Here is a 14068-nt window from a genome sequence, read left to right on the forward strand (position 1 = left end):
GGCGCGCGTAGGACGGCGCCTTGGATGAAATGCCGGACAAAAATGATCGGCCATGAAAACTACGACTGATAAAGCGCTCTCAGGTTTAACCCGAATGCCGATTTAGACGAAATAACCCGGGGTTTTCTGACCAGGCCGCCAGCTTCGCGTTACCGCGCCCGCCCGAATGTGAAGCGAAAGTGAGTCGGAAATACCCACTCCGGTGCAAAACACCTCGCCGCAAAGGCCCGAGATAGAGCCTTTGGGCCGAACAATCAATTCCGTTGATTATTACCATTGTCTTTATGAACTTTTCTATCGATTTAGCGCGCGTAACATTGGCTCCGTACCCACTTTATCGCCCCCCCGAGGAGCACCCCCATCATGAAACGCCAATTACTGCTCAGCCTGACCCTCTCGATCCTGGCCGCCAACGCTTATGCCCTGCCAGCCGCCGAACAGGCCACTCCACAAGTCAAAGCCAGCCACACCGTGTTCAGCCAGACCCTCGCTGAAGGTGGTTCGGACCGCCTGATCGAACGCAACAAAGTCGCTGCCGATGGCTCGGACCGTACTCCACAAGGCCAGAGCGTTGCCGAAGACGGCTATGATCGCACCCCACAAGGCCAAACCGTAGCCGAAGGTGGCCGTGATCGCCTGGAACAGAAAGGCCTGGTTGAAGACGGCTACGATCGCACCCCACAAGGTCAGACCGTTGCCGAAGATGGTTACGACCGCACCCCACAAGGCCAGACCGTTGCCGAAGATGGCTTCGACCGCACCCCACAAGGCCAGACCGTTGCCGAAGATGGCTTCGATCGCACCCCACAAGGTCAGACTGTTGCCGCAGACGGTGCTGATCGCCTGGAACAACGTCATCAAGCTGTGAGCTGAGCCCATGCTGGCCCAGAAAAAAGCCCGGTCCCTGGATCGGGCTTTGACTTTGTAAAGCCCTCACCTCGTTCCAACACGCCTCCCCGTCAATCCAGCCCGGGTTCGACGCCGACAAAGTTGATTTGCTAGAGTGCCCCGCTCTTCCTGAGTAGAAAGTCAGCCCGCCAATGCTGCCCCGTGCCGAACAGAAGCAACAAACCCGCAATGCCCTGATGGACGCAGCCCGTCACTTGATGGAGTGTGGCCGAGGGTTTGGCAGCCTGAGCCTGCGCGAAGTGGCGAAGACCGCCGGTATCGTCCCCACCGGTTTCTACCGGCACTTTGCCGATATGGACCAACTGGGCCTGGTATTGGTCAGCGAAGTCGGCCAGACCTTCCGCGAAACCATTCGCCTGGTCCGCCATAACGAGTTCGTCATGGGCGGGATCATCGACGCATCGGTACGGATCTTCCTCGACGTGGTGGCGGCCAATCGTTCGCAGTTCCTGTTTCTTGCGCGTGAGCAGTACGGTGGCTCGCTGCCGGTGCGCCAGGCGATTGCCAACCTGCGGGAAAACATCAGCACCGACCTCGCCACCGACCTGAGCCTGATGCCCAAATTGCAGCACCTGGCGACGGCGGACCTCGGCGTGATCGCCGACCTGATCGTCAAAAGTGTGTTCGCCACCCTGCCGGACATCATCGATCCGCCCGCTGCGGCCCTGCCCGAACACCTGACGCCTCAGGCCAAGATCACCCAGCAACTGCGCTTTATTTTCATTGGCCTCAAGCACTGGCAAGGCCTGGGCAGCACCGAGTAACCCCGTACCTTCCCCACCTAGCACCGCCCCCTTCTCGCCCGATCAAGCCGAACGCTTAGCACCCGACGCGGCGCCCCGCCTTGCAGCAAAAAATCCGACGACGCACCAAGCCGGTGCTATAAATCAGTGCACCTCGCCAACTTGTAACAAAATAAAACACGAGCGTGCCCCATTTTCAGGCGTGCACATAGGGGGGTCGCCGGGTTTTTCGAGCGTATCCGGTGATTGGCAAGGCCCTTGCTCTAGCACCTGCATCGCTCTTAGCTGGAAGCCCTCACATGCTGGTGATTCATCGCCGAATCGAACCTCAAGCCCAATGGTCCGCCGAGCTGCACCTGAACTTCGAGGCCCGCAGCAAAAGCCGTCTGCGCTGTTTTAGTGCCGAGGGTGAAGACGTCGGTCTGTTTCTGGAGCGCGGCCAGCCGCCGCTGCACGATGGTGAATGCCTGGCTGCCGAAGACGGACGCGTCGTGCGCGTTCGCGCTCGCCCGGAAGCGCTGCTGCACGTCACCTGCCGCAACGCCTTCGAGTTGACCCGCGCCGCCTATCACCTGGGCAACCGCCATGTCGCGCTGCAAGTCGGTGATGGCTGGCTGCGCCTGCTCGATGACTACGTGCTCAAGGCCATGCTCGAACAACTGGGAGCCTCGGCCGAAGCCATTGAAGCGCCATTCCAACCGGAACACGGCGCCTACGGCGGCGGCCACCATCACTCGCGGCACGGTGACGAGGACTTCAACTACCCGCCGCGCCTGCACCAGTTTGGCGTGCGCCCATGAACCCAGCCTGGGCCCTGCTGCGCCTGGCCAGTCCGCAGTTGCCGATTGGCGGCTACAGCTATTCCCAGGGCCTGGAAATGGCCGTCGAGCAGCAGCGCGTGATGGACTCGGCCAGCGCCCGGCGCTGGATCAGCGATCAATTGCTGTTGAACCTGGCGCGGTTCGAAGCGCCGCTGTTGCTCGCCCATTGCCAGGCCGCAGCGGATGAAGACTGGGCGCAGTTGCTGCAACTGTGCGACGAGCATCGCGCCAGCCGGGAAACCCGCGAGCTGTATCAGGAAAGCCGGCAGATGGGCTATTCCCTGCAGCAACTGCTCAACGGCCTGCCTGAGCTGGATCAGGCCGCCCGGGATTTTCTCCAGCAACGCGGCGAGCCGCACCTGGCCCTGGGCTGGGCCCTGGCGGCGCGTGCCTGGCAGATCAGCCCCCAGGACGCCCTGGCCGCCTGGCTCTGGAGCTGGCTGGAAAACCAACTGGCGGTGCTGATGAAAACCCTGCCCCTGGGCCAGCAAGCCGCCCAGCGCCTGACCAGTGAACTGCTGCCGCTGCTGCAACAGGCGCAGCATGCCGCCACCCACAGCGACCCCATCCATTACGGCAGCGCCGCGTTTGGCCTGTCCCTGGCGTGCATGGCCCATGAGCGCCAGTACAGCCGTCTATTCCGTTCCTAGGCCCCCTCTGACATGGCGCCTTTTATTGTGGAGAAGCACATGAACTCACAACCCCTGCGCGTCGGCATCGGCGGCCCGGTCGGCTCCGGCAAGACCGCCCTGACCCTCGCCCTGTGCCTGGCCCTGCGCGAGCGCTACAACCTGGCGGTGGTCACCAACGATATCTACACCCGCGAAGACGCCGACTTCCTGGTGCGCAACCAGGCCCTGGCGCCGGAGCGGATCATCGGCGTGGAAACCGGCGGCTGCCCGCACACCGCCATTCGCGAAGATGCGTCGATCAACCTCGAAGCGGTGGATCAACTGAACCGGCGTTTTCCCGGGCTGGACCTGATTCTGGTGGAATCCGGCGGCGACAACCTGTCGGCGACCTTCAGCCCGGAGCTGTCGGACCTGACCATCTACGTGATCGACGTTTCCGCGGGCGACAAGCTGCCGCGCAAGGGCGGCCCGGGGATCTGCAAGTCCGATCTGCTGGTGATCAACAAGGTCGACCTCGCGCCACTGGTGGGCGCCTCCCTGGAACTGATGAACAGCGACACCCAGCGCATGCGCGCGGGCAAGCCGTTCGTCTTCAGCAACCAGAAAACCGGCCTCGGCCTGGACCAGATCATCGAATTCATCGAACGCCAGGGCCTGCTTGGCGCCGCCTGATTCCCCTTGATAAACGACTCAACAAGGAAGCCACCCTATGACACTCAAGCGTATTTTCGGAGCCCTGGCCCTGCTGCTGACCCCGGCCCTGGCCTTCGCCCACCCAGGGCATGGCGACAACGGTCTGATGGCCGGCATCAGCCACCCCATCGGCGGCCTCGACCACTTGCTGGCGATGCTGGCGGTCGGTTTATGGGCGGCCCAGCAACAAGGCGCCGCTCGCTGGGCCCTGCCCTGCACCTTCGTCGGCACCATGCTGATCGGCGGCCTGCTGGGTTTTGAAGGCCTGAACCTGCCGGCCCTGGAAAGCGGGATCGCCGCCTCGGTGCTGGCCCTGGGCCTGGCCGTGGCCCTGGCGGTACGCCCACCGCTGAGCCTGGCCCTGGCCGCCACCGCGCTGTTTGCCTTGTTCCACGGTGTGGCCCACGGCCTGGAACTGCCGGACATGTCCAGCCCCTGGGCCTATGCCGCAGGCTTCGTGGCCGCGACCGCCGCCCTGCACGCCGCGGGTTACGCCGTGGTACGGGTCCTGCCCCAGGCTGCGGCGCCGCTGGTACGGGTCGCCGGTGCGGCATCGGCGGCCACCGGTGTGTGGTTGCTGGCCGGCTGAGGCCAATAGCGACGACCGAACAGACGGGCCGGCGCTTTCGCGAGCGCCCGCCCCGTTCGCCCTGCTACCATGTCGCGCACTCAACCCTGCCGTGACGACGCCAGCCAATGCCCGATGTTTCCAGCTCCGCCTCCCAGCCTGAATTGACCGCTCTGTTCGCGGCCGTGCAGCAGCACTTCCAGGGGGTCATCGTGCCTCTGTGGCAAGGCCCTGGCTGGAACCCGGCGCTGGCGTTGCCTTTCGAAGCCCTGGACGCCAGGCATCAGCCATTGCCGGTGCAGCGCTATCGCGCCATGGCCTGCGCCCGGCAGCTGTATCTGTTCTCCAGCCTGATCGGCCAGGTGCCCGCGGCTGAACAACGCGCCGCCGCACTGTTCCGCTCCCTGCAGCAGCACTTTCACGATGCCGAACACGGCGGCTGGTTCTACAGCATCGACGCCCAGGGCGCGCCGCTGGACAAGCGCAAGGACCTCTATACCCACGCGTTCATCATTTTCGCCTGCGCCCATTACTGGGCCAAGGCGCGCGAGCCCCTGGTGGAATCGGTACTCAATGCGGCGCTGAGCGTGGTGGCCGAACGTTTCGCCAGCGGCGACGGCCTGTACCAGGCCAGCCTTGATCAAGACTGGTCGTCCCTGGGCTCCGGGCCGCTGCAGAATCCGCTGATGCACCTGGCGGAAGCCTTCCTGGCAACCCTGGCGGTGCGCGAAGACCGTCGCGTGCAAGGCGCTCTCACCGCGTTATGCGAGGCCATGCAGCGGCGCTTCATCGACCCGCAAACCGGGGTGATGCTGGAGAAGCCGCTGGGGGCTGTGGATAACTGGTTTGAGCCGGGGCATCAGTTCGAGTGGTTTTTCCTCCTGGAATCTTCGCCCCTGCTGCGAGGCACGGCGCTGCACGGCTCACTGGATCGGGCTTTTGCCTTCACCGAAGACTGCGGAGTCGACCCGGAGACCGGCGCAGTGGCGGCCATGCTCGACCTGCAAGCCACGGCACAGCCAAGGGATGCCACCCAGCGCATCTGGGCCCAGGCCGAATACCTGCGCGCCCTGACCTTGCGCCCTCACAGCCAGGCATCGCTGCGTCGCCAATTGCTGGCGTTGCAGCAACACTTCCTGCACCCCGCCGGCTGGAACGAATGCCTGGACGCAGCCGGCAAGGTCAGCCGGCAAGACATGCCGTCGACCACGCCTTATCACCTGGCCACCTGCTATCGCGGCCTGACTGAATACTTCACCTGACTGGGCCGCCGGGATCGTACAGACTCCGGCCGGCCCCAAGTTTCAGGTCAGGCAATCCACTTGCGATCCCCGGTGAAGCTGATGGTCAGCCAACGCGCCGTGTCCGCCTGGCCGAGTTGGCTGGAGATCTCTTCGCGCAACTGATCCAGGGTCGCCACGCTGTGCAGCGGATAGCCGTCCGGCAGCACGATATGGATCTCGATAAAGCGCGCCCGGCCGTGTTTCTGCACGTAAGACACATAGTCGGCGAAACCGTGCTCGGCCTTGGCCGCTTCCATCACGTTACGCACCTTGTCGTCCAACTGATCCGGGGCAATCCCCAGCACGTCCCGCAGCGCCGGCCGCAGGATCTTGAACGCCGCGGGCAGCATGCTCAGCGCCAGCAGGATCAGGATCAGCGGGTCAACGTACATCGCCCAGTCGTGGTAGCCCTGGCTTTTGAGCAGCAAGGCGGCGAGAAAGCTCACCAACAGGCCGACGGACAGCATGGCGTCCACCAGCCAACTGATGTTGTCGAACTGGATCAGGGTGGACTTGAGCGTGCGGTTGCGATGGCGGATGTAGAAGAAATAAGCGAACTCGACCACGGTGAATACCGCGGCGTAGATGATCACCAGCCCCAACTCGATCTCACGCCCGCCATTGATGATGCCGAACACACCGTTGAGAAAGGCGTAGATCGCGATTAACAGCAGGAAGCTGCCTTCGATCAACAGCACCATGGGTTCCAGGTGCCAGAAGCCGAACTGGAAACGCTGGTTGCTTTCCTTGGCGATCAGCTTGGCGGTGATCAGCATCAGGACTTTGATAAAGGTCGCGATCAGGGAAAAAAAGCCATCGAACAGGATGGATTGGGCACCAGAAACAAAACCCGTGACGATACCGGCGATCGCCACGGCGAACATCAGTACGGTCGATTGCTTGAGCAGAACCTGCTCACCTCGGTTACTCACAACGCCTCCTATCGAACCTCAAACCCACCGCCTCGAAGGAGACGGTAGCGAAGTGTCTGGCGGGGATTCTACCTGGGCTGGGCTGACCTCAAGCTGAAACGAATCAGCTTATGTGTTTCCAGGCACAACAACTGTAGCTGGCGAGCGTCTTGGGGGGAGGCCAATGGGTGGGTGGTTGTCGATGGCCAGTGTCCGAACGCGGCCCGAGCCTGCGGCAGCGACTACAGGGAGTCTGTGCCGCCAGGCTGCGCGCCCACCACGTACATGCCTCAGGGCTTGGCGTTGCGCTCAATCGAGAAGCCGGCCCAGGTCTGGCTGACCGGCATCAGCTCCAGGCTGTTGATATTGATGTGGGCCGGGGTGTTGAGCACCCAGAAAATCGTCTCGGCGATGTCCTGCGGCTGGATCGGCTCGGCACCGGCGTAGGTCGCGTCGTAGCGCGCCTGGTCACCGGCGAAGCGCACCAGGGAGAACTCGCTCTCGCACAGGCCCGGCTCGATATTGGTCACCCGTACGCCGGTGCCCTGCAGGTCGCAGCGCAGGTTCAGGGAGAACTGTTTGACGAAGGCCTTGCTCGCGCCATAGACATGGCTGCCCGGGTACGGGTAGTTGCCGGCGATGGACCCCAGGTTGATGATCCCGGCGCCGCGCCCGTGGGCGATCAGCCGGGGCAGCAACAGGCGGGTGCTGTACATCAGGCCCTTGATGTTGGTGTCGACCATGGTGTCCCAGTCATCCAGGTCGCACTTGGGCGCCGGATCGACGCCCAGGGCCAGGCCGGCGTTGTTGATCAGGCCGCGCAGCGTGCTGAAGGACGGCGGCAGGTTGGCGATCGCCTCCTCCATCGCCTTGCGGTCACGCACATCGAGCACCAGGCCATGCACCTGTGTCTGTTTGGAAAGCTCGGCGCACAACGCATTCAGGCGCTCTTCACGACGACCGGTGAGCACCAGCGACCAGCCGGCCTCGGCGAAACGCCGGGCACAGGCTTCGCCAAAACCGGAAGTGGCCCCGGTGATAAACAGGGTGGAAGTCATGGTGTTCTCCTTGCTGGGTGGCGCGCAGCCATTGGAATGGAAAATCGCTTCGCAGCATGCCCGGCCTCGCTCCGAGCGGCAACCAGACGTTGCACCCGTAGCCGCTGCCGAGCCCGTGAGGCGGCGCTGGCCCGGATGGGCGATAGAGGGGTGTCAGGTACTTCACGGCGAAATTGAGGGCCCGCGTCCGAACGCGGCCCGAGCCTTCGGCAGCGGCTACAGGATTTGCGTGATAAATGATGGATCGCTGTACGAAAAACGATCAGCGGGCGCAAGGCGTTGATTTACATGGCCTGCAGCCATCTGCGCGCATCTTATCCACAGGCCGGTCCACAGTCTTTGGGGGCAAGTGCAAAAGTCTGGAAGCCGCTGTCCACAGGGCTTGCAGCCCGGCTTTGCAAGTTTTTTGCTTGACCCGCCCATGGCCATCATGCAGCCCCTAGGGGTTTGACCACGAAACAGCGGTTTAAGGAGATGGCTTGAAGCCAGTAACTACGGCGCTTAGCCGAGTCTTTCCAGAGTTTAGTCACAGACTTATCCACAGGCTGAAGGGCACCCTCAAGAGCGTCTGGCTGCGACAATAAAGGGGTTGACAATCGCGCCGCCCGCTTCACCAAAAACCCCTGATCAAAAAACAACCACCCGCTTGCAGGCCACGCCAATCAAGGCCTCCAGCCAGCTATTCCCACGTTACCCACAGCCAGTTCCACAGCAAACGGGGACAAGTCAAAACCGTGACAAAACAACTAATTGCAGCGGCTTTATGCCGCGCTTTGATAGCTTGCGAATAATGTTTTCCACAATTTCCAGTGCCCGCTGTGGACATCCGATAAAACGCCCTCCGTTTCAGCTTTTTCAGGCGCCTGGGGACAAAAAAAGGCCCCGATGGCCAAGGCACATCGGGGCGGGTTTTATCCACAGTGCGGAGCGTCAGTGGCCGCCCAGATACGCGTTGCGCACCTCCTCATTGACCAGCAGTTCCTGCCCGGTGCCGCTCAGCCGGATCTCGCCGTTGACCATCACATAGGCCCGGTCCGACAACTTCAGCGCATGGTTGGCGTTCTGCTCCACCAGGAAGATGGTCATGCCGCTGCCCGCCAGCTCACGCAGGGTGGAGAAGATCTGTTTCACCACAATCGGCGCCAGGCCCAGACTCGGCTCATCCAGCAACAGCAGCTTGGGCCGGCTCATCAGCGCCCGGGCAATGGCCAGCATCTGCTGTTCACCGCCCGACATGGTCATGGCCCGCTGAGTACGCCGCTCCTTGAGCCGGGGGAACAGGTCGAACATGCGCTGCATGTCTTCGGTGGCGTGCTTGTCGCCGATGGGGATGGTGCCCATCAGCAGGTTTTCCTCCACCGTCATATCCGGGAACACCCGTCGCCCTTCCGGCGACTGGGCGATACCGTTGGAGGCGATGTAGTGCGACGACTTGTGGGTGATGTCCACGCCACGGTAGAGGATCTGCCCGGACTCGGCCCGGGGCTGGCCGAAAATCGACATCAGCAACGTCGACTTGCCGGCACCGTTGGAGCCGATCAGGCTCACGGTCTCGCCTTCATTGATGTGCAGCGAGACCTTCTTCAGGGCCTGGATCGGGCCGTAGTAAACGTCCAAGTCCTTGAGTTCGAGGATAGGTTGAGTCATACCAGCTCCTCTTCGTCGGCACCCAGGTAGGCGGCAATCACTTTCGGATCGTTGCGGATCGCCTCCGGCCCGCCTTCGGCGATCACGTTGCCGTGGTCGAGCACCACGATGTGGTCGGAAATACTCATCACCATGCCCATGTCGTGTTCAATCAGCACCACGGTCAGATCGTGCTCGTCACGCAGCAGACGGATCATCGCGCTCAGCGCTTCGGTTTCCTGAGGGTTGAGGCCGGCGGCCGGTTCGTCGAGGCAGATGATCTGCGGACGGGTGCACATGGCCCGGGCGATTTCCAGGCGCCGCTGCTGGCCGTAGGACAATTCACCAGCCAGGCGGTTGGCGCAGTCCACCAGGTCCACCACTTCCAGCCAGTAGAAAGCGTGGTCCAGCGCGTCACTCTCGGCCTTCTGGTAGCCCTTGGTGTTGAGAATGCCGGCCAGCATATTGCGGTTGACCCACATGTGCTGGGCCACCAGCAGGTTCTCCAGCACCGACATTTCCTTGAACAGGCGAATGTTCTGGAAGGTCCGCGCCAGGCCCGCCCGGTTCACCAGGTGGGTGCCGCCGAACATCTTGTAATACAGGCGGCTGGCAAAGCTTTTGGGCGACAAGAAGTCAGTGGCGCGAAAAGGCTCGCCGAGCAGTTTGATGACGTTGGTGCTCTGGCCCCGGGTATTGAGTTCGATACGCCCGCCGGAGGCCTTGTAGAACCCGGTCAGGCAGTTGAACACCGTGGTCTTGCCTGCACCGTTGGGGCCGATCAGGGCGAAGATCGAGTTGCGGCGCACCTTGAGGCTGACGTCGCTCAGGGCCTTGATCCCGCCGAAGTGCATCATCAGGTTCTCTACCGAGAGAATCACTTCATCGCTCATGATGCGCTCCTCTGGGTCAGGACACCTTTACGCGGGGTCACACCGGTACGGCTGATGCGAATCAGGCCACGGGGTCGCCAGATCATCATCAACACCATCAACACCCCGAACAGCAGCACCCGGTACTCGGAGAAGCTGCGCAGCAGTTCCGGGGCCACGGTGAGCACGAACGCGGCAATCACCACGCCCACCGTCGAACCCATGCCGCCCAGCACCACGATGGCCAGGATCAGCGCCGACTCGAAAAAGGTGAAGGACGACGGGTTGACGAAGCCCTGGTAGCTGGCGAAGAACACCCCGGCCAGACCCGCGGTCGAGGCGCCGATGGTGAACGCCGAGAGCTTGACCAGCACGTGGTTCAGGCCCATCGCCCGGCAGGCGATTTCGTCTTCGCGCAAGGCTTCCCAGGCCCGGCCGACCGGCATGCGGGTCAGGCGATGCTTGACGTAGAGCACCAGCAGCACCACCAGGAACAGCACGATGTAGATAAACAGGAATTTCAGATTGGGGTTGTAGTCCATGCCGAAAAACTCATGGAACGGCACACCGCCATCCTTGGCCTTGCGGCCGAACTCCAGGCCGAAGAAGGTCGGCGACGGCACCGGCATGCCATTGGGACCGCCGGTGAAGGACAGCCAGTTGTTGAGGACCAGGCGGATGATCTCGCCGAAACCCAGGGTCACGATGGCCAGGTAGTCACCGTGCATTCGCAAGACCGGGAAGCCGAGTATGCAGCCGGCCAGCGCCGCCGCAATCGCCGCCAGCGGCAGCACCGACCAGAAACCCAGGCCCAGGTACTGGTAACCCAATGCCAGGCCGTAGGCGCCGATGGCATAGAAGGCCACGTAACCCAGGTCGAGCAGGCCAGCCAGGCCGACCACGATGTTCAGGCCCAGGCCCAGCAACACATAGATCAGGCCGAGGATCACCACGGTCAGCAGGTACTTGTTGGCGAAGATCGGGAACACGATGGCAATCACGATCAGCACCGGAATGATCCAGCGCAGCCGCGACTTGTAGTCCGGCGGGCGCACATGCACGCCGGAGCCGGTGCTCTCGAAGCCCTGGAGAATCTTCAGGCCCTTGGGGGTCTGCAGGAACAGGCTCATGGCCAGGCGGCCGATCATCACGATCGCCACCAGCCAGCCGACGCGCGCCGGCTGCAGGTTGAAGCTGTAGCCATCCAGGACCACGCCGACAATCGGCCCGAACACGATCAGCGAGATCAGCCCGGCCAGTACGGCGTCGATAACGCTCTTTTTGATATCAATCGGTTTATTGGCAGCAGACATACTTATACCTTCGCCACGAGAGGGCGACCCAGCAGGCCTTGGGGACGGAAGATCAGAATCAGCACCAGCAGCGAGAAACTGAACACATCTTTGTAGTCGGAGTTGATCAACCCGGAGAACAGCGACTCGGAGATCCCGAGGATGATCCCGCCCAGCATCGCGCCCGGCAGCGAGCCAATGCCGCCGAGAACCGCAGCGGTAAACGCCTTGATCCCGATGACAAAGCCGGCATAGAAGTCGAACGTGCCGTAGTTCATGGTGATCAGCACGCCCGCCAGCGCAGCCATGGCGGCGCCGATGACGAACACATAGGAGATCACGCGGTCGGTGTTGATCCCGAGGATCGAGGCCATCTTGCGGTCTTGCTGGGTAGCACGGCACATGCGGCCAAGCTTGGTGTACTTGATGATGTAGGTCAGCAATGCCATGCCGGCGAATGCCGCAACCAGGATGAAGATCTTGGTGTAGGTGAGCTGGACGAAACCGCTGCCGATATCGACCTTCCAGGCACCGGCCAACAGCGTTGGCACACCCTGTTGCTTGGCGCCCTGGCTGATCTGCGCATAGTTCTGCAGGATCAGCGAGATACCGATGGCGCTGATCAGCGGCGCCAGGCGGGTGGAGTTGCGCAGGGGTTTGTAGGCGACGCGCTCGATGACCCAGCCGTAGACCCCCGTCACGACGACGGTAAAGACCAGGGTGCCGAGAATGAGTAGCGGGAAGGATTCGATGCCAAAGTAGGCCAGCAGAGCCAGACTGATTGCCGCGAGGTAAGCGGAAATCATGTAAACCTCGCCATGGGCGAAGTTGATCATGCCAATGATGCCGTAGACCATTGTGTAGCCTATGGCGATCAGACCATAGACAGACCCGAGGGTCAGTCCATTGATCAGTTGCTGCAGGAAAATACCATCCATAACGCAATCTCACGCATTTGAGAGACTGCACACAGCGGAGACGACGGACTGGTGTTCAGCCACCGGCGCAACACGGCCATTGTGCAGCTCTACGAGAAAAGACAAGTACTGCACGGGCAACCGGCCGACACCGGGGGGCGGTGCCGGACGGCTCAGAACCGGTGTACGGTCAGTTGCGCCAGGCTCAGACGACGTTGAAAGTGCCTGAACCTTGCTCGCCGGACCGTAAACCGGTTCTCAGACGCTCATGTCACTTCTGTTTTTCGAGCTGGTGGTATTTGCCGTCCTTGTCCCACTGGTAGACCACGTAGTCGGAGATCTTCAGGTCGCCTTTGGCGTCCCAGGTCTTCTCGCCCATCACGGTTTTCACCGGATTGGCTTTCAGCCATTTGGCCGCGTCTTCACCCTTGTTCGACTTGGCGCCGCCGAAGCCGGCAGCCAGGGCCTGGACCGACGCGTAGGCGTACAGGGTGTAGCCTTCAGGCTCGGTGCCGGCCTTGCGGAAAGCGTCGACCACGGTCTTGCTGTCTGGCAGCAGGCGCGGGTCGGCACCGAAGGTCATGTACACGCCGTCGACGTATTGCGGGCCGCCAGCAGTGGTGACCAGTTCATCGGTGACGATGCCGTCATCGGACATGAATTTCACGTCCTTGAGGCCTTGCTCGCGCAGTTGGCGCACCAGTGGACCGGCTTCCGGATGCAGGCCGCCGAAGTACACGACATCGGCCCCCACGGAGCGGATCTTGGTCACGACGGCGCTGAAGTCTTTCTCGCCACGAGTCAGGCCTTCGTACAGCACCGGGGTCACGCCGCGCTTGGTCAGCTGTGCCTTGGTGGCATCCGCCAGGCCCTGGCCGTAGGTGTCCTTGTCGTGCAGCACCGCGACCTTCTTGCCCTTGAGCACATCGACGATGTAGTCGCCGGCAACGATGCCCTGCTGGTCGTCACGCCCGCACATGCGGAACATGGCGCTCAGGCCGCGCTCGGTAACCTGCGGGTTGGTCGAGCCTGGGGTAATGGCGATCACGCCCGCATCGCTGTACACCTCGGACGCCGGAATGGTCGAGGACGAGCAGAAGTGCCCGACCACGCCTGCGACCTTGTCCTGATCCACCAGGCGGTTGGCCACGGCCACCGCTTGCTTGGGCTCGCAAGCGTCATCGCCCTTGACCAGGACGATCTTCTCGCCGTTGACGCCGCCCTTGGCGTTGATTTCGTCAGCCGCTGCCTGTGCACCCTTCATGTACTGCTCGCCAAATGCCGCGTTGGCGCCAGTCATGGGACCCGCTACGCCGATCTTCAGGTCGGCCTGAGCAAACGCAGAAACACCCAGCGCAGCTGCCACTGCGAGGGCCAGAAAGCCTTTCTTGTAAAACGTCTGGGACATGGGGTGGTGCTCCAAGGTTTTTTTAGTTGGCAATGCGACTTCACTGAATGCTCAGAGCAAGGGCCGTGCCATTGGTTTTTTATTCTGAAAAAAGTCGTTCTGATGTTGTTATTTCGACTGTTTCGAGCCCTTTTTTATTGGGCGTGCAACCGTCTAAACCGCGGAAGGTAAAACCGTAAAAAATGAAAGGCGCAACCCGCACGCGCCATCATTGCAACCACGGCGCAAATCAACGTGCAACCAGCCTGTAACAGCCTGCGTCACCGAAGTGCACACTGCTGGTGCGGCACTGCTACGAGCCGCACCATTACAGGCTAGTCGCTGCGCCGAAAAGC

The 14068-nt window shown here is 62.1% G+C and carries 14 protein-coding genes; 7 read left to right on the forward strand and 7 right to left on the reverse strand.

From position 1 onward, the window contains the following. The first annotated feature begins 363 nt into the window (after nt 1-363). The 7 genes from AC19YX_RS10195 (at nt 364) to AC19YX_RS10225 (ending at nt 5628) form a co-directional block, all read left to right on the forward strand. Nucleotides 364-873, forward strand: coding sequence for a hypothetical protein (locus AC19YX_RS10195; protein WP_078469582.1), 510 nt, complete (start codon nt 364-366; stop codon nt 871-873). Nucleotides 874-1040: 167 nt separating this feature from the next. Next, entirely contained in the window at nt 1041-1673 is a 633-nt protein-coding gene (locus AC19YX_RS10200; protein WP_020298715.1) for a TetR family transcriptional regulator, read from the forward strand. 278 nt (nt 1674-1951) lie between these two features. Beyond that, nucleotides 1952-2452, forward strand: a complete 501-nt coding sequence (ureE, locus tag AC19YX_RS10205) for an urease accessory protein UreE (protein ID WP_500606192.1) — start codon at nt 1952-1954, stop codon at nt 2450-2452. Continuing rightward, nucleotides 2449-3123, forward strand: coding sequence for an urease accessory protein UreF (locus AC19YX_RS10210; protein ID WP_078469579.1), 675 nt, complete (start codon nt 2449-2451; stop codon nt 3121-3123). Before ureE ends, AC19YX_RS10210 begins: the two co-directional genes overlap by 4 nt. Nucleotides 3124-3162: 39 nt before the next feature. Next, a complete protein-coding gene (gene ureG, locus AC19YX_RS10215; RefSeq protein WP_020298712.1) occupies nt 3163-3777 on the forward strand; it encodes an urease accessory protein UreG in 615 nt (204 codons plus the stop codon). Nucleotides 3778-3814: 37 nt separating this feature from the next. Beyond that, complete coding sequence (locus AC19YX_RS10220; protein WP_201129214.1) at nt 3815-4387, forward strand: HupE/UreJ family protein; 573 nt, start codon at nt 3815-3817, stop codon at nt 4385-4387. Between the two features lie 107 nt (nt 4388-4494). Continuing rightward, a complete protein-coding gene (locus AC19YX_RS10225; protein WP_500606193.1) occupies nt 4495-5628 on the forward strand; it encodes an AGE family epimerase/isomerase in 1134 nt (377 codons plus the stop codon). 47 nt (nt 5629-5675) lie between these two features. Here AC19YX_RS10225 and AC19YX_RS10230 read toward each other — a convergent pair whose 3' ends face one another. The 7 genes from AC19YX_RS10230 to AC19YX_RS10260 form a co-directional block, all read right to left on the reverse strand. Then, the gene (locus AC19YX_RS10230; protein ID WP_078469576.1) at nt 5676-6581 is read right to left on the reverse strand and encodes a cation diffusion facilitator family transporter; all 906 of its coding nucleotides are present in this window, start codon (nt 6579-6581) and stop codon (nt 5676-5678) included. A gap of 269 nt (nt 6582-6850) precedes the next feature. Further along, complete coding sequence (locus AC19YX_RS10235; protein ID WP_078469575.1) at nt 6851-7618, reverse strand: SDR family oxidoreductase; 768 nt, start codon at nt 7616-7618, stop codon at nt 6851-6853. A 930-nt stretch (nt 7619-8548) separates the two neighbouring features. Beyond that, on the reverse strand, nt 8549-9265 hold the full coding sequence (locus AC19YX_RS10240; protein WP_078469574.1) for an ABC transporter ATP-binding protein: 717 nt from the start codon (nt 9263-9265) through the stop codon (nt 8549-8551). Next, on the reverse strand, nt 9262-10137 hold the full coding sequence (locus tag AC19YX_RS10245) for an ABC transporter ATP-binding protein (RefSeq protein WP_500606194.1): 876 nt from the start codon (nt 10135-10137) through the stop codon (nt 9262-9264). The genes AC19YX_RS10240 and AC19YX_RS10245 overlap by 4 nt, the downstream gene beginning before the upstream one ends. After that, nucleotides 10134-11429, reverse strand: a complete 1296-nt coding sequence (gene livM / locus AC19YX_RS10250; RefSeq protein ID WP_078469572.1) for a high-affinity branched-chain amino acid ABC transporter permease LivM — start codon at nt 11427-11429, stop codon at nt 10134-10136. The genes AC19YX_RS10245 and livM overlap by 4 nt, the downstream gene beginning before the upstream one ends. A 2-nt stretch (nt 11430-11431) precedes the next feature. After that, on the reverse strand, nt 11432-12346 hold the full coding sequence (locus AC19YX_RS10255) for an ABC transporter permease subunit (protein ID WP_020299405.1): 915 nt from the start codon (nt 12344-12346) through the stop codon (nt 11432-11434). 250 nt (nt 12347-12596) lie between these two features. Beyond that, on the reverse strand, nt 12597-13733 hold the full coding sequence (locus AC19YX_RS10260) for a branched-chain amino acid ABC transporter substrate-binding protein (protein WP_020299406.1): 1137 nt from the start codon (nt 13731-13733) through the stop codon (nt 12597-12599). Between the last annotated feature and the right edge of the window lie 335 nt (nt 13734-14068).

The organism is Pseudomonas sp. MF09150 (genome assembly GCF_059862355.1).

What these genes read in the sequence shown, in the direction of transcription:
- AC19YX_RS10225 (WP_500606193.1), top strand. Translation starts at nt 4,495, where the DNA reads ATGCCCGATGTTTCCAGCTCCGCCTCCCAGCCTGAATTGACCGCTCTG.
- ureE (WP_500606192.1), top strand. Translation starts at nt 1,952, where the DNA reads ATGCTGGTGATTCATCGCCGAATCGAACCTCAAGCCCAATGGTCCGCC.
- AC19YX_RS10240 (WP_078469574.1), bottom strand. Translation starts at nt 9,265, where the DNA reads ATGACTCAACCTATCCTCGAACTCAAGGACTTGGACGTTTACTACGGC.
- AC19YX_RS10245 (WP_500606194.1), bottom strand. Translation starts at nt 10,137, where the DNA reads ATGAGCGATGAAGTGATTCTCTCGGTAGAGAACCTGATGATGCACTTC.
- AC19YX_RS10235 (WP_078469575.1), bottom strand. Translation starts at nt 7,618, where the DNA reads ATGACTTCCACCCTGTTTATCACCGGGGCCACTTCCGGTTTTGGCGAA.
- livM (WP_078469572.1), bottom strand. Translation starts at nt 11,429, where the DNA reads ATGTCTGCTGCCAATAAACCGATTGATATCAAAAAGAGCGTTATCGAC.
- AC19YX_RS10210 (WP_078469579.1), top strand. Translation starts at nt 2,449, where the DNA reads ATGAACCCAGCCTGGGCCCTGCTGCGCCTGGCCAGTCCGCAGTTGCCG.
- AC19YX_RS10220 (WP_201129214.1), top strand. Translation starts at nt 3,815, where the DNA reads ATGACACTCAAGCGTATTTTCGGAGCCCTGGCCCTGCTGCTGACCCCG.
- AC19YX_RS10195 (WP_078469582.1), top strand. Translation starts at nt 364, where the DNA reads ATGAAACGCCAATTACTGCTCAGCCTGACCCTCTCGATCCTGGCCGCC.
- AC19YX_RS10200 (WP_020298715.1), top strand. Translation starts at nt 1,041, where the DNA reads ATGCTGCCCCGTGCCGAACAGAAGCAACAAACCCGCAATGCCCTGATG.
- ureG (WP_020298712.1), top strand. Translation starts at nt 3,163, where the DNA reads ATGAACTCACAACCCCTGCGCGTCGGCATCGGCGGCCCGGTCGGCTCC.
- AC19YX_RS10260 (WP_020299406.1), bottom strand. Translation starts at nt 13,733, where the DNA reads ATGTCCCAGACGTTTTACAAGAAAGGCTTTCTGGCCCTCGCAGTGGCA.
- AC19YX_RS10255 (WP_020299405.1), bottom strand. Translation starts at nt 12,346, where the DNA reads ATGGATGGTATTTTCCTGCAGCAACTGATCAATGGACTGACCCTCGGG.